We start from the raw sequence: 26,971 nt of genomic DNA, 5'->3' as shown, positions 1-26,971 counted from the left end.
GATTTTCCAGCTCCCCTGTCATGGGTGCGCGGCGGGTGTGCCCCCTACAGGTGCCGGGGGCGCTCGGGCGGCCGGACGGAGGTCGGCGGTCGCTCGGGCAGCTCCCCGCGCCCCCGGAACGTCACGGCTTGAGCAGTCTCGGCGACAACGCCCCGCACGGCACCAGTTCCACCTCGGCGCCCGCCTCCCTCAGATCCGCCAGGACCATCTCCTCGTACATGAGAAGGCCGGACTGTTCGGGCCAGACCACGGCCCACAGCCACAGTCCGAGAGCCTCGCCGGCGAAGACGGCGCGGTCGTCCGGGGTGCCGGCGACGAGCCACAGCGGAGTCGGGCGGCCGGCGGCGAGGACCTTGGCCTGGGGTGGCTTCTCCACGTCCAGATACGGTCCGGGGTCGGGGCCGTCGATGCCGGCATAACGCGCGCCGAGGCCGACGCCGAGCTCCTCCGCGACCAGGATCAGCTCGCCCATCCCGCCGAGCGGACCGGGTCCGGAGCACGCGACGGCCGTCGCACGACCGCCGCTGCGGTCGTCGCCCGCGCTGGCCACGCCCGTGAACAGCCAGCCGACCGGGAGTGGCCACGGCATCCACACGGGCACCTTGGTGCGGTGCACCACCACGCCGAGGGCCTCGACGCTCGGCGGGATCACGGGCTGCACCGGATGCACCGTGCCGTGGACGTCGCACTGCCAGGTATCGGCGAAGAGACCGGGAGCCCTGACCCGGCCACCGCACTTCGGGCAACTGGGTTCGCCCCTCATAGGGGTCCACGCTCCTACCCCGGCACCGTCTCGTCAAGGACGATCACCCGTCCGGAGGGAACCCTCACCCGGAGGCAGTGCCCCGGAGTCCACCAACCGGCCCATCCCGACCGGACGTTGGTGGCGTGCCTCACGCCGTCCGGTCAGCTCAGCGGCACGGACGGACGGGCCGGGTCGCGCAGGTCGGTGCCGTGGTTCAGCCAGCGCTCCTGGAGGGCCCCCGCCCCGTGCACGCGCTTCCAGGCGGCCTCGTTCGGCGTCATCGGCAGCAGCGGCAGGAACCGGACCGGGTCCATCGGCTCCTCCAGCTCCAGGTCCTCCACCAGCCCGCCCGGCTCGGCGACCAGCACCGAGGTGAAGGGCGCGCCCGGCCACAGCGGCTCACCGACGTCCAGGGAGGCGCCGGGCGCCACGATCACGCCCTCGACCTGCGGGGACGCGGCCAGCACGGCGAGCGGCCGCAGCACCTTGTCGGTGTCGGCGCGCCCGGTGCGCACGGACAGGATCAGCTCCGCGCGGGGCCCCTTGACCGGGTCGGCGAGCATCGCCGTGGGGTCGCTCATCGGGTTCGCGGACATGCCGAGCGTGGCGTAGCGGACGATGCCCTCCCCCGGAAAGCGCAGCACCTCGATGCGGTCCGTGCCGAGGAAGGTGACGGCCGCGCGGGCGTCCGGTTCGCCGAGCGCGGTACGCAACCGGGCCTCGACCAGAGGGAGAACATCAGCCATGCGGCGAGCATAGAACTCGTCAGGACGAGGCAAAGCGGCGCCTTGACACTTCAGTCGGCTGATACTCTTGGCCGGTCGGGCAGCACGCAGAAGCGTTGCGGATCTTCGCCCGACGCCGATGGATCTCCCTTACGAGGGACCGGCCGGAGGAGGTGGGGCTGCGATGGACCGAAGTCGACCGTGCAGTACCACCCGCTCTTCCGGCCGCTGAGGTAGCTGTACTTCTTCCGGTTCAAGCCTTTCCGCCGCCGCTCCCGCGCGTCACCACGGAAGAGCACTTCGTTTCGTTCTGCCAGAACTGTCTGATCTGCCTGATCTGACCGGCAGCGAAGCCAGCCACCGCGACGGTGCGGTGCTCCCCGCTTTGTGGACGTGCCAAACATCCTCACGCCAGGACGTCCCCATTCCGGGCAGTTCCACCCGTCGCAGGCCGCCATGCGCTGCCCGTAGCGAAGGAGCCCGCCATGTCGATGATCCGCGACCTGCGTTCCGTTGTGCGCCCCGCCCGTACGTCCCTGCGCAAGGAGTCCGGCGGCTACGACCACACCCGCGCCCCCGGAACGACGTCGGCCGTCGTCGACTGCGCCGTGTACCGCGACGGCGCCCGCGTGGACTTCGGCAAGCCGGTCGGCCCGCAGGAGGCGATGCGCCACGTGCGCCGGGACGGCGGGTTCGTGTGGATCGGCCTGCACGAGCCCACCGAGGCCGAATTCGCCGGTATCGCCAGCGAGTTCGGGCTGCACCCGCTGGCCGTGGAGGACGCGGTGCAGGCCCACCAGCGGCCCAAGCTGGAGCGCTACGACGACTCCCTGTTCACCGTCTTCAAGACGATCCACTACGTCGACCACGACGAGCTCACCGCCACCAGCGAGATCGTCGAGACCGGCGAGGTCATGTGCTTCACCGGGCGGGACTTCTTCATCACCGTCCGGCACGGCGGCCAGGGCTCGCTGCGCGCGCTGCGCCACCGCCTCCAGGACGAGCCGGAGCTGCTGGCCAAGGGCCCCTCGGCGGTGCTGCACGCCATCGCCGACCATGTCGTCGACGGGTACATCGCGGTCGCCGACGCGGTGCAGGACGACATCGAGGAGGTCGAGACCGAGGTCTTCTCGCCCGGCCGCAAGGGCACCCCGCGCGGCACCGACGCCGGCCGGATCTACCAGCTCAAGCGCGAGGTGCTGGAGTTCAAGCGGGCCGTGTCCCCGCTGGTGCGGCCCATGCAGCTGCTGAGCGAGCGGCCGATGCGGCTGATCGACCCGGACATCCAGAAGTACTTCCGGGACGTCGCCGACCACCTGGCCAGGGTGCAGGAGCAGGTCATGGGCTTCGACGAGCTGCTCAACTCCATCCTCCAGGCCAACCTGGCGCAGGCGTCCGTCGCGCAGAACGAGGACATGCGCAAGATCACGTCCTGGGCCGCGATCATCGCCGTACCGACGATGGTCTGCGGTGTGTACGGCATGAACTTCGAGCACATGCCGGAGCTGGGCTGGAAGTACGGCTACCCGATGGTGCTGGGCGTCACCGCGATGATCTGTTTCGGCATCCACCGCACGCTGAAGCGCAACGGCTGGCTGTGAGCGCGCCCCGATAGGCTGGGCGCATGACAAGCGAGCTGCTCGACCGGGCCCTCGTCGAGGAGGCCACGAAGAAGTCCGGGCTCATCTGGGTCCGGGGTGCCGGCGCCCCGGCCGCGCGTGCGCTGTGGCACGTGTGGCACGAGGGCGCGGCCTGCGTGGTCGGTGACGGGTCCGGGGAGCAGCCGCTGCCGGGGCTGGTCGACGGGGGCGCCGCCGAGATCACCGTACGCAGCAAGGACAAGGGCGGCCGTATCGTCGCCTGGTCCGCGAGGGCGGTGGAGCTGGCGCCCGGCTCCGAGGCGTGGGAGGCGGCGGTCGCCGAGCTGAAGGGCAAGCGGCTCAACGCCCCCGACGGCGAGGCGATGACCGAGCGCTGGGCCCGGGAGTGCCGGGTGCTGCGTCTGGAGCCCACGGGGGCCACCACGGCCCTTCCCGACGGCTCCCTGGCCGAGGCCCCCCTGCCGACGCCGGCGACGACCCGCCGGCCGATCCCGGCGGGGCTGCCGCGCCTGCTGTTCAAGAAGAGGAAGCGGGCCGGGCGCTAGGCCGCGGGGAGCCCGGCCTGATCGGCGAGACATCCCCTAGGTCGTCGGGAGCTGCTGCCCGTAGTCGACGGTCTCGTCCTTCGGGGGCTGCTTGAGGGCGAAGTCCTCGCCCCAGTCGGAGAAGCTCAGGGTGCCGGCGTTGCCGCCGCGGACCAGGCGCAGGGGGTACGGCTTGCCCTGGAGGGAGACGTCGAGGGTGCCGCCGGAGCCCTTGTCGCCGGTGATGCGGATGGTGCGCACGCCCGCCTGCTCGTGATGGCCGTCGGTGGCCAGCTTGCCGTGCAGCGTGAGCAGGCCCTCCAGCAGCACGTCCTTGTCGGTGAAGCCGCTGAACCGCTGGTACGCCGGGTCGCCCTGGGGCACCTTCACATACTTGCCGCCGAGCTTGTCGGCGGCGGCCGCCGCGTCGCCGTCCTCGCCGCTCTCGGCTTTTCCGTCCTCCTGGTCCCAGAAGGCGGCGTCCGCCTTGAGGAACAGCTCGTCGCCGATCCGCAGCAGTTCGAAGGTCGCCCCCTGCGCGGTCAGCGAGCCCGTGCCGCCGTCCGCCTTCAGGCGCATGTCCAGCTGGTACGACCGCCCGCCGGCCACCACCGTCCCCGACAGCCGCACCGCGTCCGCGGCACCGGCCGCCGCGCGGGTCTCGGACTGGATCTTGGCGGCGGGCAGCCTGCCGACCCCGTTGGTGCCCGCGTTCGGATCCTCCTCGCTGCACCCCGTGAGCCCCGTGCCGGTCACGGCCAGCGCGCACACCGCGCCGACCAGCGCGACCCTGCGGCGGATACGGCCCTGGGGAATCGCAGTCACAGGTGCGGTGCCTTTCCGACGTGTCCTTCAGCGGCGTACCGCAGAGTACCGGGACCGGATGTTCCGGGTACGAGCCGGTCCGGGCGCCGCACCCGCCGACCCCGCCCGTATTCCCGTAGAACGTGCCTCGGTGGAGTGATGTACACCCTTCCCGGCGCATGGCTACCGAGCCGTACCATCGTCCTATGGTTACGGAAGACGCGGTGCGCGAGGCACTGGCGACAGTCAACGACCCCGAGATCAACCGGCCCATCACGGAACTCGGGATGGTCAAGTCGGTGGAGATCGCTGCGGACGGCGCGGTCGCGGTCACCGTGTATCTGACGGTCTCCGGTTGCCCCATGCGCGACACCATCACCCAGCGGGTGACCGACGCGGTCTCCGGGGTGGAGGGCGTCACCCGCGTCGACGTCACGCTCGACGTGATGAGCGACGAGCAGCGCAAGGAGCTGGCGGCGGCGCTGCGCGGCGGCCAGACCGAGCGCGAGGTCCCGTTCGCCAAGCCGGGCTCGCTGACCCGCGTCTACGCGGTCGCCTCCGGCAAGGGCGGCGTCGGCAAGTCCTCGGTGACGGTGAACCTGGCCGCCGCGATGGCCGCCGACGGCCTGAAGGTGGGCGTCGTCGACGCCGACATCTACGGCCACTCCGTGCCCCGCATGCTGGGCGCCGACGGCCGGCCCACCCAGGTCGAGAACATGATCATGCCGCCGTCCGCGAACGGCGTGAAGGTCATCTCCATCGGCATGTTCACTCCGGGCAACGCCCCGGTGGTCTGGCGCGGCCCGATGCTGCACCGGGCGCTCCAGCAGTTCCTCGCGGACGTGTACTGGGGCGACCTGGACGTCCTCCTCCTCGACCTTCCGCCGGGCACCGGCGACATCGCGATCTCCGTGGCCCAGCTGGTGCCGAACGCCGAGATCCTGGTCGTCACGACCCCGCAGCAGGCCGCCGCCGAGGTCGCCGAGCGCGCGGGCTCGATCGCCGTCCAGACCCACCAGAAGATCGTCGGCGTCGTCGAGAACATGTCCGGCCTGCCGTGCCCGCACTGCGACGAGATGGTCGACGTCTTCGGCACCGGCGGCGGCCAGCTCGTCGCCGACGGCCTCACCCGCACGACCGGCACCAACGTCCCGGTCCTAGGCTCCATCCCCATCGACGTCCGTCTCCGCGAGGGCGGCGACGAGGGCAAGCCGGTCGTCCTGACCGACCCGGACAGCCCGGCGGGCTCGGCCCTGCGGGCGATCGCGGGCAAGCTGGGCGGCCGCCAGCGGGGCCTTTCGGGACTGTCCCTCGGGATCACCCCGAAGAACAAGTTCTAGACGTCCTACGACGAGGGGGGCACCGTCCGGTGAGACGGTGCCCCCCTCGTCGTGAGCGGCCCAGGCGGTGTCACCCCTGGGCGCAGGGCCGCGCTGTCCTTCAGGCGTAGGCCGCGATGTCCTTGATCATGGCGAACCCGAGCCCGTACGCGCTCATCCCTCTGCCGTACGCGCCCACGTGCACGCCCTCCTGCGTGGACCCGGCGAGCACCCAGCCGAACTCCGACTCCCGGTAGTGGAACGGCGTGGGCACCCCGTCCACCGGCAGGGACAGCGTCGACCAGTCGGGGCCCTGGAGGTCGTCGGCCAGCTCCCACGCCGTCTCGGTCTGCTGCTCCAGCCAGTCGTCGCGCAGCGAGTGGTCCATCTGACCGGGCCAGGTGAAGGACAGCAGCCCCACCCCCGCCAGCCACGCCGCGGACGACACGGAGGTCGCCTCCAGCAGCCCCGTGCCGTCGGCGCTCCGGCGGGACGGGTTCGCCGCGACGGTCACCACGACGGCGAACTTCTCGCGCTCCTCCGCATCCCCCCGCACCGAGGGCTCGTCACCATGCCCGATCGACCCGTGCTCCACCGCACCGTCGGCCGCGGTCCCGACCTGCATCAGCCAGCGCGGCCCCGTGAACGCCTCGTCGAGGCCGTACCACGGGAAGGGCGCGCGCAGGTAGCCGTCGACCGTGCGCCGGGCGGAGGGGACCTGCTGTCCGCCCTCCGCGGCCGGCGCCTGCGCGACTGCCCGACTCGTCGTCTCCATGTGCCCGGACGCCTCCTCGCTCTCGTCGGACCGAGCGGCCCGCCCCCCTTCGGGCGGCGTTGCTTATTTGCGTACGGTCCGCACAACAACTCGGCAGCATATCCACACCACCGGGAGCAGCCGGGAAAGCGCCGGGCGCGTGGGGCGTCCACGCGCCGCGCGCGCCGGTGATCCGGGGGATGGATCGGGAGGGACCGAGGTGGGGGATCGGGAGGGACCGAGCGGGATCAGACGGGGCGCCGGCGGGGCTCAGGAGGGACGAGGGCGGGCCACAGGAGGGACGCGGGTGGGGCTCAGGTGGCGTCCGCGTCGAAGGGCGGGCGCTCGTCGCGGCCGGTCTCCGGCTTCTTGGCCATGTCGACGCGGCCGGAGGAGGAGTCGGCGGCGGAACCCGACACCGACTCGCTGTCACGGCCGTGGACGGCGTCCGTGACCTCGGCCATCTCCTTCTTGAAGTCGAAGCCGTTGCGGATCTCCTTGATCCCCAGGTCGTCGTTGTCCAGCTGCTTGCGGATGAACGTCTTGGGGTTGAGGTCCTCGAACTCGAAGTCCTTGAACTCGGGGCCGAGTTCCTCGCGGATGTCCCGCTTGGCGCTCTCCGAGAACTCGCGGATCTTCCGGATCGTGCGGGTGACGTCCTGGATGACCTTCGGGAGCTTGTCGGGACCGAAGACGAGCACGGCGAGCACGATGAGCGTCACCAGCTCGAGCGCACCTATGTCATTGAACACCTGAAGCTCCTCGCCATGTCCCGGGCCGGGTCCACGGTACCCGGCGATCCTGTCCGATCGGTACCGTCCCGTGACGTCGGGGCCCACATATGAGCCGAATCTGTGAGATTCGCGCCCGTTGTGTGTGCCTTGTCATCACTCGTCCGGCTGTTCTCGGTCGTCCGGCTGTTCTCGGTCGTCCGGCTGCTCTCAGTCGTCCGACGAGCCGAGGACGAGGGAGACCGTCCGCTCCTTCCCGTCGCGTTCGATGGTCAGCTCCAGCCGGTCGCCGGGGCGGTGGGCGCGGATCTTGACGATCAGCTCCTCGCCCGAGTGGACGCGCTGTCCGTCGACCTCGGTGATGACGTCGCCGGGCTCGATCCCGGCGCGGTCGCCGGGTCCGCCCACGGTCACCGGCGGCCGGCCGCCGCTGGTGCCGGTGCCGACGCGGGCGCCGTCGCCGGAGTAGTCCATGTCCAGCGTGATGCCGATGACGGGGTGGGTGGCCCGGCCGGTGTTGATCAGCTCCTCGGCGACGCGCTTGCCCTGGTTCACCGGGATGGCGAAGCCGAGGCCGATCGAGCCGGCCTGCCCGCCGTCGGAGTCGCCGCCGTCGCCCGCGGAGCGGATCGCGGAGTTGATGCCGATGACGCGGCCGCGGGAGTCGAGGAGGGGGCCGCCGGAGTTGCCCGGGTTGATCGGCGCGTCGGTCTGGAGGGCGTCGACGTAGGAGATGTCGCTGCCGTCGCCCTTCTCGCCGCCGGCGGTGATCGGGCGCTGCTTGGCGCTGATGATGCCGAAGGTGACCGTGCCGGCGAGGTCGAAGGGGGCGCCGATGGCGACGACCGGGTCGCCGACCTGGACGTTGTCGGAGTTGCCGAGCGGCACGGGCTTGAGGCCGCGCACGCCCTTGACCCGTACGACGGCGAGGTCGTAGCCGGTGTCGCCGCCGACGAGCTCGGCCTCGGCGGTGTCGCCGCTGTGGAAGGTCACGGTGATCTCGCCGTCCTCGCCCGCGGGCTCGACGACGTGGTTGTTGGTGAGGATGTGGCCGCGGTCGTCCAGGACGAAGCCGGTGCCGGTGCCGCTCTGCTCGCTGCCGCTGACGTGCAGGGTCACCACGCTGGGCAGCGCCCGTGCGGCGATCCCGGCCACGCTGTCCGGGTCCCGCCCGGCCGGCTCCTCCCCGGCCTGCGGCAGCTCCACCCCGCCGATGCCGCCGTTGCGTTCCAGATACGCGCCCACGGCACCGCCGATGCCGCCGGACACGAGGGCCAGCAGCACGGCTCCGAGGACCAGCCCCTTCCTCGCCCGCCGCGCCCGCTGCTCCTTGCTCGGGACGGCCGCCCCGGTCTGCTGCAAGGGGCCTGCGGCCGCGGCGGCCCAGGGGTCGTAACGCCGCCAGGGGTCGTCGGGGGCGGGGGGCAGGGGGCCGCCGGGGGTGGGGGCTGCGGTGGCCGTGGGGTTGGGATGGGGGGTGCCGTGCACCGGGGATGGGGGCATCGCGTCGCCGGGGGCCGTGGGGGCGGGGGCGGACATCGCGGTGCCGGGCGTGCCGGTGCCAGGCGGGGTGGTCGTCTCGGTGCCGTGGGGCAAGGGGACGGCCGATATCTCCGGGCCCTGGGGCAGCGGCGGCGCCGGTATCGCCGTGCCGTGGGACGGGGTGGTCGCCGGGTGCTGCACCGGCGGAGCGGGCGCCCAGGGGCCGGGCTCGCCGTAGGGCGGGGTGCTGTAGGGGTCGGGGTCGTGCAGCGGCTTGGGCTGCTCGGCGTGGGGCGGCACGGGCTGCTGGTGCACGACAGGGGGCTCGGGCCGGGCGGGGGGCTCCGGCGCAGCGGAGGGCTCCGGCATGGCGGGCGTCGAGCCCGCGGCAGCATCGGCAGCCCCAGCACCCACGGCGGTCCCGAAAGTCCCGGCAGAGCCCTCGACAGGTGCGGGCTCCCCCACGGCCGCCGCCGAAGCCCCAGCACCCTCGGCAGGCGCGGGCTCCTCCTCGGCGGTCGCGGCGTCCTCCACCGGCCCCGCCGCCACGGCATCGCCGGCGGACGGCGCCCCCTCCTCCGGCCGGCGCAGCTCGAAGTCACCGTCGGCGGAGGCGTCGGCGCCCGCGGCGGCCGGAGCCGAGCCGGTGCCCCCGCCGGACGACCCCACCCCGTCGGCCGAGGTGACCTCCCCCGCGGGGCGCTCCAGCTCGAAGTCACCCTCCGAGGTGCCGGTCACCGGACCGGAAGCACCCCGGCCCTCCGAAACGTCCCGCTCCGTCGAGGAATCCCGCTCCTGCGGTGCGTTGCGCTCCGTCGAAGGGTCCTGCGTGGGCCTGCCCTCGTTCATGCTCTCCCCACAGCTGACCGCGGCACGGCGTACGCAGGCGCTGGCCGCGGCTCGTCGAACTCCGCCGCCGCGCCCGGCCGCCTGCCGCGGGCACGGCCCCCCTGGATTCAACCAGGTTCACGGGCCGTGGCGCAGGGGACGGTCAGGGCTCCTGGGACACCGAGGGCGTGGCGCTCGGGGCGAGCGGCGGCTGACTGAACGGACCCGGCGAGGCGGACCAGGCGCTCAGGCTGAACGGCGAGCTCGTGGGGAGGGGACGTATCAACGGGGACACGGCCGCGACGCCCGCCACCACCGGCGTGGTGACCGCGTGCTGCGGTGGCCGCTCGTCGGCGCCGGCCGCGCCGGGGAACAGCGGCGCGGACACCTGCGTCGGCGCCACCGCGGTGCCCTCGACCGACTGGCGGCCGCCCTGCCCCTGGACCAGCAGGGGTCCGCTGCCGCGTCGGCGCTGGCTGTCCGGCGGCGTGGCCGTACCGGAGCCGCCGCCTGTGCGCGCGGGAGTCACGTTCGTGCCGCCCGAGCCGCCGCGGGCCTCGGTGGTGTCGGCGGGCATACCGGTGGTGACCCCGCCGAGCGCGATGGCGGCCAGCGACACGGCCCCGGCGGCGACGAACGCGAACCGGCGCCCACGGGAGGCCGAGCGGTCGGCGTCGGAGCGGCCCACGTCATGGATGCGGAAACCGCGTCCGGGCGCGGGCTCGGACGGCAGGACGGCGTGCGACCCCGCGGGGACGTAGTCGAACTCGAAGCGCTCGCCGCGTCTCATGCCGAACACCCCGGCGGGCCGTCCGCCGAGTCCGCCGGAGAGTCCTCCCCCGACGGACGGCGTGCCGCCACCGTCCAGGTCACCTCCCGCGGGAAGCCCCTGCAGCCTGGCCAGGAGACTCTCCGACGGGGGCGGCGGGGCCGCCTCCGCGAAGACGTTCTTCAACCGGCGCTGGGCGTCGACCTCGGCCTTGCACTTCGGGCAGGTCGCCACATGCGCCAGCACGCGCTCACGCGTGTCATGGCCGAGCTCGCCGTCCACCAGGGCGGCGAGTCGGTCCCCCAGATGATGCTCGGCGAGGTACTCCTCGCCGGGTTTCGGCCATGATCCGCTCACGCTGTCGCGCCCCCTCCCCCCAGTGCGGGAATGCGGGCGGCGAAGGAGCGCCGCTCTGCGCGCCGCTCGGGCGAGCGGTGCGCGAGGGCCTTGCGCAGCTGGGAGCGGCCGCGGTGGATCCGGGAGCGGACGGTGCCGAGCTTGACGCCGAGGGTCGCGGCGATCTCCTCGTAGGACAGCCCCTCGATGTCGCACAGCACGACGGCGGCGCGGAACTCGGGCGCGAGGGTGTCCAGGGCCTGCTGGACGTCGGCGTCGAAGTGAGCGTCGTTGAAGACCTGCTGCGGGGAGGGCTCGCGGCTGGGCAGCCGCTCGGCGGCGTCCTCGCCGAGGGTGTCGAAGCGGATGCGCTGCTTGCGGCGGACCATGTCCAGGAACAGGTTCGTGGTGATGCGGTGCAGCCAGCCCTCGAAGGTGCCCGGCGAGTAGGTCGACAGCGAGCGGAAGACGCGGACGAAGACTTCCTGGGTGAGGTCCTCGGCGTCGTGCTGGTTGCCGGTGAGACGGTAGGCGAGCCGGTAGACCCGGCCGCTGTGCATGCTGACGATCTCCTCCCACGTGGGCGGAGTCCACGCCTGCCCGTCCGCGTCGGTGGAGAAGGTCGCGGTCTGGGCCTGGCCAGCGGCGTGGCGGTGGTCAGCAGCGGTGTCGTTCACGGATTTCGGCCTGCCCGCCGATCCGAGGAAGCGCCGCAGCACTCCTCCCCGATCCACAGGCGCAGCCGCACCTCCCCTGTCGGCTCTGGTGGTGTCCAGTGGAGCCCCTACCATAGCCACCTCGCCCGTTAGGACCGGATAAGCGGTTTTACGAGAATTTGATCTGCGCTGGTCCGGCTCATGCGGCTGCGTCAGCAGTTGCTCGACGCCCCGCCCGTCGTCGTGATCCAACTGTGTCCCCCCGTACTCGTCCACACCCCTCTAAACGCCCGGTCCCATCTGCGGGTTCCCGCCCCCAACGGATACAGTCACGCCGAGGCAATCAGGGGACGGGAGAGGGTCATTACCGGCAACCGGCAGACGAGCTGGGCGTTCGCCGACGCCTATGTCGCCGAGGACGAAGCGCTGCACTGGGCCCGGGAGCGGGCCCTGGAGGCAGGGCTGCGGTCGGTGACGCCCGGCACCGGCGCCGCACTGCGGTTGCTCGCCGCCTCCGTGGACGCCAAGGCGGTCGCGGAGATCGGCACCGGGACCGGCGTCTCCGGTATCCACCTGCTGCACGGCATGCGCCCCGACGGCGTCCTGACCACCGTCGATCCCGAGCCGGAGCACCAGCAGTTCGCCCGGCAGGCCTTCCGCGCCTCCGGCTTCGCCAGCAATCGCGCCCGCTTCATCCCCGGCCGTGCGCTGGACGTGCTGCCCCGGCTCGCGGACGCCGGCTACGACCTCGTCTTCTGCGACGGCGACCGGCTGGAGGTCATGGAGTACCTCGCTGAATCGTTGCGCCTGCTGCGTCCGGGCGGTCTGGTGGTCTTCGAGGGCGTCTTCGCGCACGGTCGCACGGTGGACTCCGGCCCCCAGCCCACGGAAGTCGTACGGCTGCGGGAACTGCTGCGGGCGGTGCGGGAGAGCCAGGAGCTGGTCACCTCGCTGCTGCCGGTCGGCGACGGCCTGCTGTGCGCCGTGAAGAGATGACGCCGCCGCACGCCCCGAAAAGGGCCGCTTTCCGGGAATGCAGCCGCCCCGGCACCTGATGCGGTACCGGGGCGGCCGAAAGGGTATGGTCGCTTGCGCGTCAGCCCACAACCTTCTTGAGGGCATCGCCGAGCGCGTCGGCCTCGTCAGGGGTCAGCTCGACGACAAGCCGACCGCCGCCTTCGAGCGGAACGCGCATGACGATGCCCCGCCCCTCCTTGGTCACCTCGAGCGGGCCGTCACCCGTTCGCGGCTTCATGGCCGCCATGCTCGTTCCCCTTCCTGAAACCAGCTCATCGTCAAAGCCGACGGCCCGCAGAGGGGCACGCCCCATTGCGAGGGCACGCGCGGTCCTTGCGAAGGACACGCGACACCGGCATCGAACACATTGCTTCCAAGCCATTATCCCGCATCTCACGACCCGATGACCAACATCAGTCCGCATCGCTTGGGCAACGCGCGCGAGCAAAACCACTCAATTCGGCGATGTGGCTGCGATACTGCGCCGCCGTGCGCGTTTCCGTCGTACGAGAACCGCCTCGATTTCTTTGATGCAGGTCACACGACCGCGCCCGGGGATCTCCGCCATGCTGTCCTCAGACATGAGCCGCGACTCCGGAGGGGACCCCATGGCCGACACCGTGCTCTACGAGGTGAGCGACGGACTGGCGACGATCACGCTGAACCGTCCCGAGGCGATGAACGCGCTGAACATCGCGACGAAGGTCGCGCTGCGGGACGCCGCGATCGCCGCCGCCGAGGACACCGCCGTCCGGGCGATCCTGCTGACCGCCGCGGGGGACCGGGCGTTCTGTGTGGGCCAGGACCTCAAGGAGCACATCGGTCTGCTGGCGGCCGACCGGGAGGCCGGCGAGGGGCAGACCATGAGCACCGTGCGGGAGCACTACAACCCGATCGCCCGGGCGCTGGTGGCCGCGCCCAAGCCGGTGGTGGCCGCGGTGAACGGTGTCGCCGCGGGGGCGGGGTTCGGGTTCGCGCTCGCCGCGGACTACCGGATCGTGGCCGATACGGCTTCCTTCAATACGTCGTTCGCGGGGGTGGCGCTGACCGCGGACTCGGGGATCTCCTGGACGCTGCCTCGGGTCATCGGGCCCAGCCGTGCCATGGATCTGCTGCTCTTCCCCCGGAACGTCAAGGCGCAGGAGGCTCTGGAGCTGGGGATCGCCAACCGGGTGGTGCCGGGCGCCGAGCTGCGGGAAGAGGCCGAGAAGGTGGCTCGGGGGCTGGCCGAGGGACCGACGCTGGCCTATGCGGCGCTGAAGGAGTCCGTGGCGTACGGGCTCACTCACTCCTTCTCCGAGACGCTGGAGAAGGAGGACGAGCTTCAGGGGCGGGCGGGCAGCTCCGAGGACCACGCCATCGCTGTGCAGGCGTTCGTCAACAAGGAGAAGCCCAAGTATCTGGGCCGGTAGGTCCGGGGGCTGCAGATCGTTTCGGGGGTGCGGGTGCTCCGTGGCTCGTCGCGCCCACACGGCGCAGCCGCACAGCGATGCAGCCCCGCGCCCCTAGGTACCTCTGCTCACGCAGGTTTCGAGGTGGTCGTCCACCAGGCCGCACGCCTGCATCAGGGCGTACGCCGTGGTAGGGCCCACAAACCGCAGGCCCCTCTTCTTCAGGGCCTTCGACAGGGCCGTCGACTCCGGGGTGACCGCCGGGACGTCCGCCAGGGTCTTGCGGACCGGGTTCGTCTCCGGGGCGTAGGACCAGATCAGGGCGTCCAGGTCGCCCTCGGACCAGTCCGCGAGGACCTTGGCGTTGGCCAGGGTCGCGGCGATCTTGGCGCGGTTGCGGATGATGCCGGGGTCGGCCAGCAGGCGCTCGGCGTCCGCCTCGGTGAAGGCGGCGACCTTGGCGATCCGGAAGTCGGCGAAGGCGGCGCGGAAGCCCTCGCGGCGGCGCAGGATCGTGATCCAGGACAGGCCCGACTGGAACGCCTCCAGGCTGAGGCGTTCGAAGAGGGCGTCGTCGCCGTGGACGGGGCGGCCCCACTCCTCGTCGTGGTAGGTGATGTAGTCCTCGGTGGACAGGGCCCAGGGACAGCGCAGGGCGCCGTCGGGGCCCGGGATCGCCTCGCTCATGGCTGGTCCTCCGGCTCGGGCTTGTCCAGGGACGGCCGGGCGGCGGCCTCGCGGGCGCCGGCCAGCGCGGACTCCAGGTCGGCGATACGGGCCTCGCGCTCCGCGAGTTCGGCGCCGAGGCGGCTGAGGGCGTCGTCGACGTCGGCCATGCGGTAGCCGCGGGCGGCGAGCGGGAAGCGCAGGGCGTCGATGTCGGCGCGGTGCACGGGGCGGTCCGTCGGCAGGGTGTCGCGCAGCCGCTCGGGGGCGGCCTCGGGCAGGGGTCCGTCGCCCTCGCCGCCGCCGACCACGGCGAGTGTCACCGCGCCGACCACCACGGCGAGCGCGAGAACCAGGAACAAGAACATAACCATCGCGTGCGTCCCCAGGATCGGCGCCGAATGTGTGTGGGTCCGATCGTGCCATGCGACGCTGACAGTTAGGGTCGCTGACGGCCGAAGACCAGCGAGGACGAGGAGATCACAGGGGATGCTCAGGCTGGGCAGGCGGGAGTTCCACCCGCACGAGCCGGTGATCATGGCGATCGTGAACCGGACCCCGGACTCCTTCTACGACCAGGGGGCCACGTTCCGCGACGAGCCGGCCCTCGCCCGCGTGGAGCAGGCGGTCGCCGAGGGCGCCGCGATCATCGACATCGGCGGCGTCAAGGCCGGCCCCGGCGAGGAGGTCAGCGCCGAGGAGGAGGCGCGGCGCACGGTCGGCTTCGTGGCGGAGGTGCGGCGGCGCTTCCCGGACGTGATCATCAGCGTGGACACCTGGCGGCACGAGGTCGGCGAGGCCGTCTGCGAGGCCGGCGCCGATCTGCTCAACGACGCCTGGGGCGGCGTCGACCCGAAGCTGGCGGAGGTCGCGGCGCGGTACAAGGTGGGGCTGGTGTGCACGCACGCCGGGGGCGCCGAGCCCCGCACGCGCCCGCACCGGGTGACGTACGACGACGTCATGGCCGACATCCTGCGGGTGACCGTCGGTCTGGCCGAGCGGGCGGTGGCCCTCGGGGTGCCGCGCGAGTCGGTGCTGATCGATCCGGGGCACGACTTCGGCAAGAACACCCGGCACAGCCTGGAGGCCACCCGGCGGCTGCCGGAGATGGTGGAGACCGGGTGGCCGGTGCTGGTGTCGCTGTCCAACAAGGACTTCGTCGGCGAGACGCTGGACAGGCCCGTCAAGGAACGGGTGCTCGGCACGCTCGCCACCACCGCGGTGTCGGCGTGGCTCGGCGCGCAGGTGTACCGGGTGCACGAGGTCGCCGAGACCCGGCAGGTGCTGGACATGGTCGCGGCCATCGCGGGCCACCGGCAGCCGGCGGTGGCCCGCAGGGGCCTGGCGTAGCTCAGACCGGGGGCAGCCGGTCGCGGCCCGCCTCCTTCGACACCAGGGCCACCGCCTCGTCCACGTCGTCGGTGACGTGGAACAGCAGCAGGTCCTTCTCCGCCGCCTTGCCCTCGGCGACCAGGGTGTTCTTCAGCCAGTCGACCAGGCCGCCCCAGTAGGCGCTGCCGAACAGCACGATCGGGAAGCGGGTGACCTTCCGGGTCTGCACCAGGGTCAGCGCCTCGAACAGCTCGTCCAGCGTGCCGAGGCCGCCGGGCAGGACGACGAAGCCCTGCGCGTACTTGACGAACATCATCTTCCGGACGAAGAAGTACCGGAAGTTCAGACCGATGTCGACGTACGGGTTGAGCCCCTGCTCGAACGGCAGCTCGATGCCGAGGCCGACGGAGATGCCGCCCGCCTCGCAGGCGCCCTTGTTGGCGGCCTCCATCGCGCCGGGGCCGCCGCCGGTGATGACGGCCCAGCCGGCCTCGACCAGCCCTCGGCCGAGGCGCACCCCGGCGTCGTACTCCGGGGAGTCCGGGCGCGTCCGGGCCGAGCCGAACACGCTGATCGCGGGCGGGAGTTCGGCGAGCGTGCCGAAGCCCTCGATGAACTCCGACTGGATGCGCAGGACCCTCCAGGGGTCGGTGTGCACCCAGTCCGAGGGTCCGCCCGCGTCCAGCAGGCGCTGGTCGGTGGTGCTGGCGGTGACCTGGCTGCGCCGCCGGAGGACCGGGCCCAGGCGCTGCTCCTCCGGCTGCTTGCCGTCCTCAGGAATGCCGGTGGCCATATGCGCTCCCTCCGCTCGGGTCTTTCCGCCTCAGAGTAGATCTACGCGGGTTACGCGCGGGGGACGTCGGCATGTCTGCCCCGAAGCGCCGGTCGGGCCCTGTCCCCGGATCAGGCCGTGAGCCAGTCGCGCAGCCGCTCCTCGCCCGCGAGGATCTTCGCCACCTCGACGCGCTCGTCGCGCTTGTGCGCGAGATGCGGATTGCCGGGGCCGTAGTTGACCGCGGGGACGCCGAGCGCGCTGAAGCGGGAGACGTCCGTCCAGCCGTACTTGGGCTGCGGGGTGCCACCGACCGCCTCGATGAAGGCGGCGGCCGCCGGGTGGGACAGGCCGGGCAGGGCGGCACCGCTGTGGTCGTCGATCACGAACTCCTCGACCCCGCAGTCCGCGAACACCTCGCGGACGTGCGCGATGGCCTCCTCGGGTGTGCGGTCGGGCGCGTAGCGGAAGTTGACGGCGACCACGCACTCGTCCGGGATGACATTGCCGGCGACCCCGCCCTCGATGCGTACGGCGTTCAGGCCCTCGCGGTACTCCAGGCCGTCGATCACCGGGTAGCGGGGCTCGTAGGCGGCGAGGCGGGCCAGGATCGGGGCGGCGGCGTGGATGGCGTTGGAGCCCATCCAGCTGCGCGCGGAGTGGGCGCGCTCGCCCTTGGTCCTCAGCAGCACCCGCAGCGTGCCCTGGCAGCCGCCCTCGACCTGCCCGTCGGACGGCTCGAGCAGGACCGCGAAGTCGCCGTGCAGCCAGTCGGGGTGGGTCTCGGCGATGTGCTTGAGGCCGTTGAGGTCGGCGGCGACCTCCTCGTTGTCGTAGAAGACGAACGTCAGGTCGCGGTTGGGCTCCGGGACGGTGGCCGCGATCCGCAGCTGGACGGCGACGCCCGCCTTCATGTCGCAGGTGCCGCAGCCCCACAGCACGCCGTCGTCGTCGAGGCGCGAGGGCACGTTGCCGGCGATCGGCACGGTGTCGATGTGCCCGGCGAGGATCACGCGCTCGGCCCGGCCCAGGTTCGTGCGGGCCACGACGTTGTTGCCGTGCCGGTCCACCGTCAGGTGCGGCAGGGCGCGCAGGGCCGCCTCGATCGCGTCCGCGAGCGGCTTCTCGGTGCCGGACTCGGAGGGGAGGTCGACGAGCTGCGCGGTCAGCCGGGCGGCGTCCAGGGTGAGGTCAAGCGGGGTATCGGCCATGGCGTCGACCCTAACCCCGGGGCCGCGCGGCACGCCGCGGCCGACAGGTCGTCCGGTGGGCCGGCGGGACATCCGAACATCCTTCTGTCCGACCGGCCGGACAGAAACCGAACACCCTCCGCTACCTTGTACGGCGTGTCCGAGCCGTCCCCCACTCCCAGGCGTCGTGGCCGCACCGGTGCGGCCCTCCTCGTGCTGCTCGCGATAGCGGGCTACCTCGTCGTCCAGTACGTCACCGGAGGCGCCGGCGAGCCGGACTGCCGGGTCGTCTCGGCGGACGGGGACGGGGAGTACGCGTTCACGCCGGAGCAGGCGGTGAACGCGGCGACGATCACCGCGGTGGGGGTGAACCGGGGGCTGCCGGAGCGGGCGGTCACGATCGCGCTGGCCACCGCGCTCCAGGAGTCGGCGCTGCGCAACATCGAGCACGGCGACCGGGACTCGCTGGGACTGTTCCAGCAGCGGCCCTCGCAGGGCTGGGGCACCCCGCGGCAGATCATGGACCCGACCTACGCGGCCGGGATGTTCTACGACCATCTGGTGAAGGTGCCCGACTACGAGAGGCTGGCGCTCACCGACGCCGCCCAGCGGGTGCAGCGCAGCGGCTATCCGCTGGCGTACGCCAAGCACGAGCCGGACGCGACCCTGCTGGCCGCCGCGCTCACCGGGCGCGCCGCGGCCACGCTGACCTGCGAGGGCCGTCCGGCGGGCGGTGCGGCCACGGGGCCGGACGCGGTGCGCGCGGCGCTGGTGCGGGACTTCGGCCGGGGCGCCATGGAGCAGGCGGGCGCCGAGGTGGGCGCCCGGGGCCCGGAGAGCACCGCGGAGGCGGCCCGGACGAGCGGGCGGACGGTGACCGTGCCGGTGGAGGCGGAGCGGCGCGGCTGGCAGCTGGCGCACTGGGCGGTGGCCAACGCCTCGGCGCTGCGCATCCAGCGGGTGGCGTACGCGGGCCGGGAGTGGACCGCCGGGACCACCGACAGCGAGTGGCGCCCGGCCGCGGCCGCCTCGGACGCCGTACGGATCGTCACCGTGCAGTAGTGCGCCTCCTCACCCGCAGGGGTTGTGCGGGCGGAGCGGCGGCGACGAGGGGGGCGGGTTTTCGCGGGGTCACCCCCGCATGGGTCGCCACCCTTGGAAATCAAGGGCAGGAAGGATTCGGCAGAAGGGCCGAACGGACGCGACGACGACGCCCTTTGCCCGTTTTTATCCACAACAGATAATGCGACGCATTACCAACTCTTTACGTTATCTCGCCGCAACCTCGACGGGCTTCGAGCGGTAGTCACGGTGTCCGCGCCCCGTCAACCGGCGGGTGCGGTCGGACAGTTCATCGTTCCCTCCCGTCAAAGGAGCATCATGACCCTCCCCCTGACCCGCCGGATCGCCCGTGCCGCGCTGCTCGTCGCTGCGGGGGCGGCTGCCGGGGTCGGTGCGGCCGGCTCCGCGAACGCGGCCACCGGTCTGCCCGCCACCCCGAACCTGGGCGGCCTCACCGCCCTCGACGGGGCGAGCGTCGGCAACACCGCCGACCGCGCGGCGCAGGACGTCACCGGTGTCGCGGGCGAGGCCGGCAGCAAGGCGGTCGAGAAGGCGGTCCCGTCCGCGGGCAAGACCGGCGGCAAGGCCGTCAAGAAGGCCACGCCCGCGGTGCAGAAGACCGCCGGGGAGGCGGCCGGCACCACCGGGGACATCGTCGGCGACACCGCCTCCACCGCCACCAAGGGCGGGCTGCCCACCGACGGCCTCACCAAGGGCGGACTGCCGACCGACTCCGTCACCAAGGGCGGCGGCGCCATCCCCGCGCAGACCCTGCCGGTGAAGGACCTGCCGGTGGGCTGAGCCACCGGACCGCAACGGCCGAGGGGCCCGGGGCAGCACGCCCTGGGCCCCTCGGCCGTACGCGATCAGGCGCTGAGGCGCTGCACGGCCGCCGCGACCCGCTCGTCCGTCGCGGTCATCGCCACGCGCACGAACCGCTCGCCCGCCGTGCCGTAGAAGTCGCCGGGGGCGACCAGGATGCCCCGCTCGGCGAGGTGGGCGACGGTGTCCCAGCAGGACTCGTCACGGGTCGCCCACAGATAGAGGCTGGCCTCGCTGTGCTCGATACGGAAGCCGTGGGCCATGAGCGCGTCCCGCAGGGCCGTGCGGCGGGCCGCGTACCGCTCGCGCTGCTCGGCCACGTGCGTGTCGTCACCGAGCGCGGCCACCACCGCCGCCTGCGTCGGCGCCGACGTCATCATGCCGCCGTGCTTGCGGATCTCCAGCAGCGGGCCGAGCACCGCCGGGTCACCGGCCAGGAACGCCGCCCGGTAGCCCGCCAGGTTGGAGCGCTTGGACAGCGAGTGCACCGAGACGATGCCGTCGTACGAACCGCCGTTGACGTCCGGGTGCAGCACCGAGACGGGGTCCGCCTCCCAGCCCAGCTCCAGGTAGCACTCGTCGGAGAAGACCAGCACCCCGTGCGCCCGCGCCCAGGCGACGATCCGGGTCAGCTCCTGCTTGGACAGCACCCGGCCCGTCGGGTTCGACGGCGAGTTCAGCCACAGCAGCTTCAGGCCCGCCGGGTCCAGCTCGGTCGGGTCGTCGTACACCTCGTACTCCGCGCGCGCCAGCCGGGCGCCCACCTCGTACGTCGGGTAGGCCAGCCGCGGATAGGCCACCCTGTCGCCGGGGCCCAGGCCCAGCTGGGTCGGCAGCCAGGCCACCAGCTCCTTGGAGCCGACGATCGGCAGGACGTGCCGGTGGGTGACCTCGCGGGCGCCCAGGCGGCGCTCCACCCAGCCCGTGATCGCGTCCCGCAGTGCCGGTGTGCCCCAGACCGTCGGATAACCCGGGGAGTCCGCGGCGTCGATCAGCGCCTTCTGGATCAGCTCGGGCACCGGGTCGACCGGGGTGCCGACGGACAGATCGACGATGCCGTCCGGGTGGGCGGCCGCCGTCTTCTTGTACGGCTCCAGCTTGTCCCAGGGGAAGGTCGGCAGGCGGTCGGAGAGAGCGGACACGGGTGCTTGGCTCACTTTCTGGTCGTACGGTCGTACGAGCCGCCGTACTGATACGGCGAACGCCTCGGCCCCGTACGGCGATCAGGACGGTGATCGGGCCGTACGGGACCGAGGCGGCGCTGGTGGGCGGGCCGCCGTCAGCCGTTCTGCGGCGGGAGCGCGGCGATGAACGGGTGGTCGCGCTCGATCAGGCCCAGCTTGCTGGCGCCGCCCGGCGAACCCAGGTCGTCGAAGAACTCGACGTTCGCCTTGTAGTAGTCCTTCCACTCCTCCGGAGTGTCGTCCTCGTAGAAGATCGCCTCGACCGGGCAGACCGGCTCACAGGCACCACAGTCGACGCATTCGTCCGGGTGGATGTACAAGGACCGCTGGCCCTCGTAGATGCAGTCGACCGGGCACTCCTCGATGCACGCCTTGTCCTTGACGTCGACACAAGGCTGCGCGATGACGTAGGTCACGCTGTCGTTCCTCCTCGATAGGGCGCTGGCGGGCCTCCTCAGGCTCCGCCGCCTGGCGCGCGGGAGCGCGGCGTCGTCGATGCCCGCCCCTAGTATCTCCGTTCTTGGGCATGATCCGAACAGGAGGGGTGGACCGACCTGTGGAAATCTCCGCGGCAGGGCGCCTTGAAGTCCGCATCACCGCTGCTGACGTGGGTAAACGCGTCTCCGTACGGTGCGTGAGGGCCGTCGGCGACTCGGCAGGGAAATTCACCGACACGGTGGGCGTTCTCACATCATGGGACGACGATGTGCTGGTGATCACACGCCGGGACGGCGAACGGGTGCGGATCGACGCGTCCTTGCTGGTCGCGGGCAAGGTCGTGCCCGCCGCCCCGGCCCGCCGCAAGGGTCCCTCCGCCACCTATGAGGAGCTCGCCCATGTCTGCGCGCGGGCCTGGCGGCCGGTGGAGAGCGAGCGGCTCGGCGACTGGGAGCTGCGCGCCGCCGCCGGATTCACCCGCCGCGCCAACTCCGTCCTGCCTCTCGGTGATCCTGGACTGCCCCTGGACGAGGCCCTGACCGCCGTACGCCGCTGGTACGCCGAACGGGGCCTGCCCGCCTACGTCCAGACCGCCACCGGTGCCGCGGGCACCGAGGAGCTGCTGTGCGGGGAGCTGGCGGAGCGCGGGTGGGTGCGCGAGGTGACCGCGGAGCTGTGGATCGCCTCCCTGGCGCCGGTCGCGGATCGCTGCGAGCCCGGCGAGGTCACGTTGTCCCGGACCGCCGACCAGGCGTGGCTGGCCCGCTACCGGCGCAAGGGGCTGAGCGAGGTGGCCCTGCGGGTGCTGGGCAGCGGGCCGTCGGTGTGGTTCGCGTCCGTGCCGGGCGAGGGGGGCGTTCCGGCGGCGATCGGGCGGCTGGTCGTGGACGGGCGCTGGGCCGGGTTCGCGGCCGTCGAGGTCGATCCCGGCCGGCGGCGCCGGGGGCTCGCCACGACCGTCATGGGCGCGCTGGCCCGGCAGGCCCTGGACGAGGGCGCCTCCGCCGCCTGGCTCCAGGTGGAGACCGACAACACCGCCGCGCGCGCCCTGTACGCCGGCATGGGCTTCGCCGTGCACCACGCCTACCACCACTACCGGGAGCCGGGAACGTCCGGCGCGGGCCGGTAGCGACCAGCGAGAGAGGGCACCAGCCAGATATGCGTGAACGCTCCACCGGGCCTCGCCGCCGGTTCGCCGAGGAGGCGCGTGCCGAGCGGCCCGACCTCTCCCTGCTGTGCCTGCTGATCGGCGCCGAGGCCGACGGGACGCTGGACGAGGCGGGCATGGACGCGGTGCAGGTCGAGCTGGACGAGCTCGCCGGGCAGCTGCCGTACGGGCCCCGGTCGCCGCACGCCTGGGCGGTGGCCCTGCGGGACCTGCTGGGCGAGCGGTACGGGTTCGGCGGGTCCCCCGCGGACTATCAGCGGCTGGAGTCGTCCCTGCTGCACGAGGTGCTGCGGCGGCGGCGCGGGCTGCCGATCCTGCTGTCGGTGGTGTGGATCGAGGTGGCCCGGCGGGCCGGGGCGCCGGTGTACGGGGTCGCGCTGCCCGGCCACTTCGTCGTCGGGTTCGGACCCGCGGAGGAGCAGGTGATCGCGGACCCGTTCGACGGGGGGCGGGTGCTCACTGGGACGGACGCGGAGATGCTGGTCGTGGGGGCGACGGGGGCGCCGCTTGAGCCGTCCATGCTGGTGCCCGCGGCGCCTCTTGAGGTGGTCTCGCGGATCCTCAACAACATCCGGGCGTGGGCCGCGGCACGGCCCGAGCGGTCGGATGTGGCGCTGTGGGCGGTGGAGTTGGCGCTGCTGCTGCCTTCGCATCCCGCGCGGTTGCGGTACGAGCACGGGCAGGTGCTGGTGCGCAGGGCCGAGTTCGTGGCGGGCGCGGAGGAGATGGAGACGTACGCGGACTTGGTGGAGGTCGTGGACGAAGGGCTGGCCGAGCGGGTGCGCAGGGAGGCGCAGGCCGCTCGTGCCTTGTTGAACTGATCTTGCCGGTGCGGGTGTCGATGGGTCTGGTCGCGCAGATCCCCGCGCCCCTTCAGGGACATGAGGGCACCCGGCGATCTCCGGGTGCCCTCATCGTCCGTCTCTCAGCTCGGGCTGGTCTCGATCGTGACCGTGCGTTCCGCCTTGGTCTTGCCCCGCAGGGCCTTGCGCAGGGCGGTGACGACGTCCTGGGGCAGGACCTCGCGCTTGCCGGTGGCCGTCTCGACCTGGACGCCGTCGAACGTGCTGCCGTATGCCTCCTTGAGGGCGTCGAGGTCGTAGGTGTCGACGAGCTTGCCGTCGACCGCCTTGACGCCGAGGATCTTCGGCAGGGAGAGGGAGCCGAAGTCGATGCTCTCGCCGGTGGGGGCCTTGATGGTGACGCGGTCGGACATCGCGGGCTCCGCGAACTCCTTCATCATCCGGTCGACCTCGGCGTTGCTGATCGTCGGCTGCTTGGCCGTGGTCGGGACCTTCACCGGCGTGGCCGTGCCGGTCTCGACCTGGACGCGGAAGGCGTCCTCGACGGCCTGGCCGGCCTGGTCGACGGCGATGCCCTGGCCGGGCTTGCCGTAGACGGCGACCGCCTTGCCGGAGTCGAACCGGATGGTGCCCTCGGTGACCGAGCCGGAGCCGCCCGCGGCGGTCTCCAGGGCCGAGTGCAGCTTCTCCTCGTCGACCGGCATGACCGGCTCCACGACCCGGTGGTTGCCGAACAGCGAGCCGATCACCGAGACCGGGTTGTAGTCGCTGGTGGCGGCCGCGCGGACGGTGGCCTGGGCATCGAACTGCAGACCGGCCTGGTCCGGCTTCAGCGACACGGTCTCCTCGCCCACGGAGAGCTTCAGCGGGTTGTCGACACGGTCGCCGAACGCCTCGTCCAGCTTCTGCACGGCCTCGTCGCGGGTGCCACCGCCGATGTCCACACCGAGCACCGTGGTGCCCTTGGGCACGTCGGAGTGGTTCATCAGCAGGCCGGCGCCGTAGGCGACACCGGCGATGGCGAAGACGCCGCCGCCGAGCAGGACCAGCTTGTTGCGGCCCTTCTTCTTCGGGCGGGCCGGCGCCGCCGCGGGCGCGTTCTGCTGCACCGGTTCGGGCAGCTTCGGCGGGGTCTGCCCGAAGGGCCCGTCCCCGGCCGGGCCGGCGGTGAAGTCCTGTGCGGCCGACGGGACGACCGGGATGCCGGAGGTGACCGTGTGGCCGGACACGTTGTCCGCGGGGCCGTGGAAGCCGCCGGGGGGCTCGGGGGCCGGCTTCTGCGGGGTGAGGATCGCGGTGTCGTCGCTCAGACCGCCGCCGGGGCCCGGGTAGGGGGCGTGCGGGGCCGTGGAGAGGTGGGGGGCCGCCTGGGCGGGTCCGGGGGTGCCGTGGGGGCCGGGAGCGCCCGGGACCGGGGGGACGACCGGGCCGTCGCCGGTGACCGGACCGCTGGTGGGGCCGGAGGGGCCCTGGGGGCCGCCGAAGTCCGGGCGGTCGCCCTGGGGGGCCTGGCCGTTGCGCGGTGCGTCGGAGAAGTACGGCAGGTCGTCGCGGCGCGGCTCGTCGGCGCCGGGGTGCGGGCCGGACGGGGAGCCGCCGCCCAGCGGGCCGCCCGTCAGCGCCTCGGTGACGTCGAAGGAGCCGGTGCCGCCGCCGTGGCCGGGGGCCACCGGGCCGCCGGTCGCGCCCGGGAGCCCGGCGCCGTTGGTGCCGCCGGGGCGGGCGCCGGAGGGCATGTTCATGGAGCCGACCACACCGCCGGGGCGGGCCGCGCCGGGACGCGGGCCGGCGGACGAGGGGGTGCCGGAGCCGGGACGCGGGCCGGCGGACGCGGGGGCGCCGGCGCCGGGACGCGGGCCGGCGGGCGTGCCCGAAGGGGCGGGCGCGGGGGCGCCGTTGGCCGGGCCGCCGGCCGGACCGGGCTTGCCCGCACCGGACTTGCGGGGCGCGAACCAGTCGCTCGTCTTCTCCTCGGCGCCCTGCGCGGGCTCGGCGGGAGCCTCGGCGGCGGACGCGGAGGCGGCGGGAGCGGTGCCGCGCGCTGCCGCGGGGGCGTCGGGCTCGACGGCGGTGTCGCCGCCCTCGCCCTCACCGACGGGCTTGCGCACCACGACCGGCGGGATGGGCCTGGATCCGGGGATGTTGATCCGGATCCGGGTCGTCAGCGTGGTCTCGGTCTTGCGGTCCTCGGACGCGGCCGAACGGCCCGAGCCCGCGCCCCCGTCGGCGACCACGGGGGTGCCGTACGGCGGCGTGCCCGAAGGGTAGGCGGCTCCGCCGCGCCCGTTGGGCCCGGAGGACGGACTGTCAGTTTCACGACTCAAGACAAGTTCTCCCGGTTGGCTCCGCCGCCCTTTGCGACCTCACTCTGCTTGGGGGGTCCCCCCGGCCCGAGCGAAGTCGAGCGCTGGGGGAGGCTCGGCGGCGCGCACCACCATACTGGCCGCCTGTGGCGCGTATCCCACGACCGATGGGGAAACCCACACCGGACTCCCACGCGCGCGTGACGGCGAAGTGGTACGTCACTTCCCAAGTCGGACGTCGGCACCGCCCGGTTGCCGCACCTGCACAAGCGTGGCGCACATCACAGCGACGGCCATGCCGCCGAGCAGGAAGAGGTAGGATCCGGCGCCCGCCGCGAAGACGAAGTCCCCTTCCGGGCGGCTGGTGGTGAGCAGGATGACGGCGATCAGCCAGCCGCCGGCGCTCACCGCGGCGCCTGCGCGGCCGCCGGTGGCCCGTGCCGCGCCCAAAAACAGCCCGGCCGCGCCGAGCAGCGCCAGCAGCAGCCCGCCCGGGAACCAGGCCGCCTGCACCAGCGCCCCGGCGGCACCGACGACCGCGCCGAGCACGAGGAGCAGCAGATGGACGGCGATCCGCACGGCGGAGGGCGCCCGCAGCGGCTGGGCCAGCATCGAGGAACGGTCGCTCACGACGCCTCCCCGATCCCCGCGAACAGGTCGCTGTCGTCGCCCTCGGCCCGCTCGCCCCGCACCAACTCGTAGTACTCGTCGGCGAACAGCGGCTGGGCCAGCTCGTTGGAGAGCGCGAAGTAGGGCTCCGCGACCTCGATCTGGGTGGCGTGCGCGCGCATCGCGGCGGCCTTGGCGGCGACATGGACGGGGGCGCCGTGGACACGGGTGGTGATCCGCCGGTCCTCGACGACGCCGGGGACGTCGGCGGCGACCGCGCTCTTGGCGAACGGCAGTCCCGGCAGGTCGTCCTGGAGCCGCGCGAATGCCTCCGTCACGACGGTGCGCGGGACGCGGTTCCAGTACACCCGCCGCACCGGCAGCCCCTCGGCCTCCGCGAGCTCGACGGCCCGCATGGCGACGCGGTGGGCCTGGATGTGGTCGGGGTGGCCGTAGCCGCCGTTCGGGTCGTAGGTGACGAGGACCTGGGGCCGGACCTCGCGGATCACCTCAAGCAGGTGGTGCGCGGCCTCGTCGACGTCGGCCCGCCAGAAGGCGCCGGGGGCCTCGTTGTCGGGGAGCCCCATCATCCCCGAGTCCCGGTACCGCCCCACCCCGCCGAGCTGCCGGAAGTCGGCCACGCCGAGCGCCGCCATGGCCGCGGTGAGCTCACCTAGGCGGTACTCCCCCAGCGCGTCGCCGCTCAGATGCGCGAGCTCCGGCGGGATCACCTCCCCCAGCTCACCCAGCGTGCAGGTCACGAGGGTGACCTGAGCCCCCTCGGCGGCGTACTTCGCCATGGTGGCGCCGTTGTTGATCGACTCGTCATCCGGGTGCGCGTGCACCAGCAGGAGACGACGGGCGGGGGGTTGCGTCATGGGCCCAGCCTACGAGGCGGGACGCGGACAGGCCGCAACGCCCTCCCGCGCCCACCGGGCCT

28 protein-coding genes are annotated in these 26,971 nt (G+C 72.9%); 10 read left to right on the top strand and 18 right to left on the bottom strand.

Features of this window, described 5'->3' with window-relative positions:
* Positions 1-121: 121 nt before the first annotated feature.
* The gene (locus ACSU6M_RS22420) at positions 122-763 is read right to left on the bottom strand and encodes a DUF6758 family protein (protein WP_437071741.1); all 642 of its coding nucleotides are present in this window, start codon (positions 761-763) and stop codon (positions 122-124) included.
* Positions 764-906: 143 nt separating this feature from the next.
* A complete protein-coding gene (locus ACSU6M_RS22415) occupies positions 907-1,491 on the bottom strand; it encodes a suppressor of fused domain protein (protein ID WP_437071740.1) in 585 nt (194 codons plus the stop codon).
* Between the two features lie 464 nt (positions 1,492-1,955).
* On the opposite strand from ACSU6M_RS22415, the gene ACSU6M_RS22410 reads away from it, so the two are divergent.
* Both ACSU6M_RS22410 and ACSU6M_RS22405 read left to right on the top strand, forming a co-directional pair.
* Positions 1,956-3,071 carry a magnesium and cobalt transport protein CorA gene (locus ACSU6M_RS22410; RefSeq protein WP_437071739.1) on the top strand — a complete coding sequence of 372 codons (1,116 nt, stop codon included), beginning with the start codon at positions 1,956-1,958 and terminating at the stop codon, positions 3,069-3,071.
* Positions 3,072-3,094: 23 nt separating this feature from the next.
* A complete protein-coding gene (locus ACSU6M_RS22405; RefSeq protein ID WP_437071737.1) occupies positions 3,095-3,616 on the top strand; it encodes a hypothetical protein in 522 nt (173 codons plus the stop codon).
* 36 nt (positions 3,617-3,652) lie between these two features.
* Here ACSU6M_RS22405 and ACSU6M_RS22400 read toward each other — a convergent pair whose 3' ends face one another.
* Positions 3,653-4,420 carry a hypothetical protein gene (locus ACSU6M_RS22400; protein WP_437071735.1) on the bottom strand — a complete coding sequence of 256 codons (768 nt, stop codon included), beginning with the start codon at positions 4,418-4,420 and terminating at the stop codon, positions 3,653-3,655.
* A 185-nt stretch (positions 4,421-4,605) separates the two neighbouring features.
* Here ACSU6M_RS22400 and ACSU6M_RS22395 point away from each other — a divergent pair, with 185 nt between their 5' ends.
* On the top strand, positions 4,606-5,739 hold the full coding sequence (locus tag ACSU6M_RS22395) for an Mrp/NBP35 family ATP-binding protein (protein WP_437071733.1): 1,134 nt from the start codon (positions 4,606-4,608) through the stop codon (positions 5,737-5,739).
* A 100-nt stretch (positions 5,740-5,839) separates the two neighbouring features.
* Here the strand turns inward: ACSU6M_RS22395 and ACSU6M_RS22390 are convergent, their stop codons facing one another.
* From ACSU6M_RS22390 to sigE, 5 genes are all read right to left on the bottom strand, one after another.
* Positions 5,840-6,493 (bottom strand): hypothetical protein, encoded by a 654-nt coding sequence (locus tag ACSU6M_RS22390; protein WP_437071732.1) that lies wholly within the window; start codon positions 6,491-6,493, stop codon positions 5,840-5,842.
* A 293-nt stretch (positions 6,494-6,786) separates the two neighbouring features.
* On the bottom strand, positions 6,787-7,224 hold the full coding sequence (locus tag ACSU6M_RS22385; RefSeq protein ID WP_437071730.1) for a sec-independent translocase: 438 nt from the start codon (positions 7,222-7,224) through the stop codon (positions 6,787-6,789).
* A gap of 189 nt (positions 7,225-7,413) precedes the next feature.
* A complete protein-coding gene (locus tag ACSU6M_RS22380; protein WP_437071729.1) occupies positions 7,414-9,423 on the bottom strand; it encodes a trypsin-like peptidase domain-containing protein in 2,010 nt (669 codons plus the stop codon).
* A gap of 253 nt (positions 9,424-9,676) precedes the next feature.
* Entirely contained in the window at positions 9,677-10,639 is a 963-nt protein-coding gene (locus ACSU6M_RS22375; RefSeq protein ID WP_437071727.1) for an anti-sigma factor family protein, read from the bottom strand.
* Entirely contained in the window at positions 10,636-11,337 is a 702-nt protein-coding gene (sigE, locus tag ACSU6M_RS22370; RefSeq protein ID WP_437075307.1) for an RNA polymerase sigma factor SigE, read from the bottom strand. The genes ACSU6M_RS22375 and sigE overlap by 4 nt, the downstream gene beginning before the upstream one ends.
* A 138-nt stretch (positions 11,338-11,475) precedes the next feature.
* Here sigE and ACSU6M_RS22365 point away from each other — a divergent pair, with 138 nt between their 5' ends.
* Positions 11,476-12,270, top strand: a complete 795-nt coding sequence (locus ACSU6M_RS22365; RefSeq protein ID WP_437071726.1) for an O-methyltransferase — start codon at positions 11,476-11,478, stop codon at positions 12,268-12,270.
* 100 nt (positions 12,271-12,370) lie between these two features.
* Here the strand turns inward: ACSU6M_RS22365 and ACSU6M_RS22360 are convergent, their stop codons facing one another.
* Positions 12,371-12,538, bottom strand: coding sequence for a DUF3117 domain-containing protein (locus ACSU6M_RS22360; protein ID WP_003966491.1), 168 nt, complete (start codon positions 12,536-12,538; stop codon positions 12,371-12,373).
* A 361-nt stretch (positions 12,539-12,899) separates the two neighbouring features.
* Between ACSU6M_RS22360 and ACSU6M_RS22355 the strand changes: the two genes are divergently transcribed.
* On the top strand, positions 12,900-13,703 hold the full coding sequence (locus ACSU6M_RS22355; RefSeq protein WP_437071724.1) for an enoyl-CoA hydratase/isomerase family protein: 804 nt from the start codon (positions 12,900-12,902) through the stop codon (positions 13,701-13,703).
* Between the two features lie 93 nt (positions 13,704-13,796).
* On the opposite strand, the gene ACSU6M_RS22350 is transcribed toward ACSU6M_RS22355, so the two are convergent.
* Both ACSU6M_RS22350 and ACSU6M_RS22345 read right to left on the bottom strand, forming a co-directional pair.
* Positions 13,797-14,369: a DNA-3-methyladenine glycosylase I gene (locus ACSU6M_RS22350; RefSeq protein ID WP_437071723.1), complete on the bottom strand. Its 573-nt coding sequence runs from the start codon at positions 14,367-14,369 to the stop codon at positions 13,797-13,799.
* The gene (locus tag ACSU6M_RS22345; RefSeq protein ID WP_437075305.1) at positions 14,366-14,716 is read right to left on the bottom strand and encodes a DivIVA domain-containing protein; all 351 of its coding nucleotides are present in this window, start codon (positions 14,714-14,716) and stop codon (positions 14,366-14,368) included. Before ACSU6M_RS22345 ends, ACSU6M_RS22350 begins: the two co-directional genes overlap by 4 nt.
* Before the next feature lie 121 nt (positions 14,717-14,837).
* Here ACSU6M_RS22345 and folP point away from each other — a divergent pair, with 121 nt between their 5' ends.
* Entirely contained in the window at positions 14,838-15,698 is an 861-nt protein-coding gene (gene folP, locus ACSU6M_RS22340) for a dihydropteroate synthase (RefSeq protein ID WP_437071722.1), read from the top strand.
* Between the two features lies 1 nt (position 15,699).
* Here the strand turns inward: folP and ACSU6M_RS22335 are convergent, their stop codons facing one another.
* Positions 15,700-16,473 carry a TIGR00730 family Rossman fold protein gene (locus ACSU6M_RS22335; protein WP_437071721.1) on the bottom strand — a complete coding sequence of 258 codons (774 nt, stop codon included), beginning with the start codon at positions 16,471-16,473 and terminating at the stop codon, positions 15,700-15,702.
* 110 nt (positions 16,474-16,583) lie between these two features.
* Positions 16,584-17,663, bottom strand: a complete 1,080-nt coding sequence (gene dapE, locus ACSU6M_RS22330; protein WP_437071720.1) for a succinyl-diaminopimelate desuccinylase — start codon at positions 17,661-17,663, stop codon at positions 16,584-16,586.
* 135 nt (positions 17,664-17,798) lie between these two features.
* On the opposite strand from dapE, the gene ACSU6M_RS22325 reads away from it, so the two are divergent.
* Positions 17,799-18,704 (top strand): heavy metal transporter, encoded by a 906-nt coding sequence (locus tag ACSU6M_RS22325; RefSeq protein ID WP_437071719.1) that lies wholly within the window; start codon positions 17,799-17,801, stop codon positions 18,702-18,704.
* Positions 18,705-19,022: 318 nt separating this feature from the next.
* A complete protein-coding gene (locus ACSU6M_RS22320; RefSeq protein WP_437071717.1) occupies positions 19,023-19,505 on the top strand; it encodes an ATP-binding protein in 483 nt (160 codons plus the stop codon).
* Positions 19,506-19,570: 65 nt separating this feature from the next.
* Here the strand turns inward: ACSU6M_RS22320 and ACSU6M_RS22315 are convergent, their stop codons facing one another.
* Together ACSU6M_RS22315 and fdxA are read right to left on the bottom strand one after the other, a co-directional pair.
* A complete protein-coding gene (locus tag ACSU6M_RS22315) occupies positions 19,571-20,668 on the bottom strand; it encodes a bifunctional succinyldiaminopimelate transaminase/glutamate-prephenate aminotransferase (protein WP_437075303.1) in 1,098 nt (365 codons plus the stop codon).
* A gap of 137 nt (positions 20,669-20,805) precedes the next feature.
* Positions 20,806-21,126, bottom strand: a complete 321-nt coding sequence (fdxA, locus tag ACSU6M_RS22310) for a ferredoxin (protein WP_031078476.1) — start codon at positions 21,124-21,126, stop codon at positions 20,806-20,808.
* Positions 21,127-21,266: 140 nt separating this feature from the next.
* Here fdxA and ACSU6M_RS22305 point away from each other — a divergent pair, with 140 nt between their 5' ends.
* The gene (locus ACSU6M_RS22305) at positions 21,267-22,277 is read left to right on the top strand and encodes a GNAT family N-acetyltransferase (protein ID WP_437071714.1); all 1,011 of its coding nucleotides are present in this window, start codon (positions 21,267-21,269) and stop codon (positions 22,275-22,277) included.
* A 29-nt stretch (positions 22,278-22,306) separates the two neighbouring features.
* Positions 22,307-23,137: a transglutaminase family protein gene (locus tag ACSU6M_RS22300; RefSeq protein WP_437071712.1), complete on the top strand. Its 831-nt coding sequence runs from the start codon at positions 22,307-22,309 to the stop codon at positions 23,135-23,137.
* Positions 23,138-23,241: 104 nt separating this feature from the next.
* On the opposite strand, the gene ACSU6M_RS22295 is transcribed toward ACSU6M_RS22300, so the two are convergent.
* The 3 genes from ACSU6M_RS22295 to mshB all read right to left on the bottom strand — a co-directional run bounded on the left by ACSU6M_RS22295 (position 23,242) and on the right by mshB (position 26,909).
* A complete protein-coding gene (locus ACSU6M_RS22295; protein ID WP_437071710.1) occupies positions 23,242-25,443 on the bottom strand; it encodes a hypothetical protein in 2,202 nt (733 codons plus the stop codon).
* 198 nt (positions 25,444-25,641) lie between these two features.
* The gene (locus ACSU6M_RS22290) at positions 25,642-26,052 is read right to left on the bottom strand and encodes a DUF6113 family protein (protein ID WP_437071708.1); all 411 of its coding nucleotides are present in this window, start codon (positions 26,050-26,052) and stop codon (positions 25,642-25,644) included.
* Entirely contained in the window at positions 26,049-26,909 is an 861-nt protein-coding gene (gene mshB, locus ACSU6M_RS22285) for an N-acetyl-1-D-myo-inositol-2-amino-2-deoxy-alpha-D-glucopyranoside deacetylase (RefSeq protein ID WP_437071706.1), read from the bottom strand. Before mshB ends, ACSU6M_RS22290 begins: the two co-directional genes overlap by 4 nt.
* Between the last annotated feature and the right edge of the window lie 62 nt (positions 26,910-26,971).

Source organism: Streptomyces sp. enrichment culture, assembly GCF_964272895.1.
Classification (GTDB): Bacteria; Actinomycetota; Actinomycetes; order Streptomycetales; family Streptomycetaceae; genus Streptomyces.
This window is presented reverse-complemented; position numbering and strand designations above follow the sequence as displayed.

Excerpts from the sequence above, each read along its gene's own strand:
- dapE (WP_437071720.1), bottom strand. The coding sequence starts at position 17,663 with ATGGCCGATACCCCGCTTGACCTCACCCTGGACGCCGCCCGGCTGACC.
- ACSU6M_RS22405 (WP_437071737.1), top strand. The coding sequence starts at position 3,095 with ATGACAAGCGAGCTGCTCGACCGGGCCCTCGTCGAGGAGGCCACGAAG.
- ACSU6M_RS22355 (WP_437071724.1), top strand. The coding sequence starts at position 12,900 with ATGGCCGACACCGTGCTCTACGAGGTGAGCGACGGACTGGCGACGATC.
- ACSU6M_RS22345 (WP_437075305.1), bottom strand. The coding sequence starts at position 14,716 with ATGTTCTTGTTCCTGGTTCTCGCGCTCGCCGTGGTGGTCGGCGCGGTG.
- mshB (WP_437071706.1), bottom strand. The coding sequence starts at position 26,909 with ATGACGCAACCCCCCGCCCGTCGTCTCCTGCTGGTGCACGCGCACCCG.
- ACSU6M_RS22395 (WP_437071733.1), top strand. The coding sequence starts at position 4,606 with ATGGTTACGGAAGACGCGGTGCGCGAGGCACTGGCGACAGTCAACGAC.
- ACSU6M_RS22360 (WP_003966491.1), bottom strand. The coding sequence starts at position 12,538 with ATGGCGGCCATGAAGCCGCGAACGGGTGACGGCCCGCTCGAGGTGACC.
- ACSU6M_RS22335 (WP_437071721.1), bottom strand. The coding sequence starts at position 16,473 with ATGGCCACCGGCATTCCTGAGGACGGCAAGCAGCCGGAGGAGCAGCGC.
- ACSU6M_RS22365 (WP_437071726.1), top strand. The coding sequence starts at position 11,476 with ATGCGGCTGCGTCAGCAGTTGCTCGACGCCCCGCCCGTCGTCGTGATC.
- ACSU6M_RS22410 (WP_437071739.1), top strand. The coding sequence starts at position 1,956 with ATGTCGATGATCCGCGACCTGCGTTCCGTTGTGCGCCCCGCCCGTACG.
- ACSU6M_RS22390 (WP_437071732.1), bottom strand. The coding sequence starts at position 6,493 with ATGGAGACGACGAGTCGGGCAGTCGCGCAGGCGCCGGCCGCGGAGGGC.
- folP (WP_437071722.1), top strand. The coding sequence starts at position 14,838 with ATGCTCAGGCTGGGCAGGCGGGAGTTCCACCCGCACGAGCCGGTGATC.
- ACSU6M_RS22350 (WP_437071723.1), bottom strand. The coding sequence starts at position 14,369 with ATGAGCGAGGCGATCCCGGGCCCCGACGGCGCCCTGCGCTGTCCCTGG.
- ACSU6M_RS22420 (WP_437071741.1), bottom strand. The coding sequence starts at position 763 with ATGAGGGGCGAACCCAGTTGCCCGAAGTGCGGTGGCCGGGTCAGGGCT.
- ACSU6M_RS22320 (WP_437071717.1), top strand. The coding sequence starts at position 19,023 with ATGACCCTCCCCCTGACCCGCCGGATCGCCCGTGCCGCGCTGCTCGTC.
- ACSU6M_RS22415 (WP_437071740.1), bottom strand. The coding sequence starts at position 1,491 with ATGGCTGATGTTCTCCCTCTGGTCGAGGCCCGGTTGCGTACCGCGCTC.
- ACSU6M_RS22300 (WP_437071712.1), top strand. The coding sequence starts at position 22,307 with ATGCGTGAACGCTCCACCGGGCCTCGCCGCCGGTTCGCCGAGGAGGCG.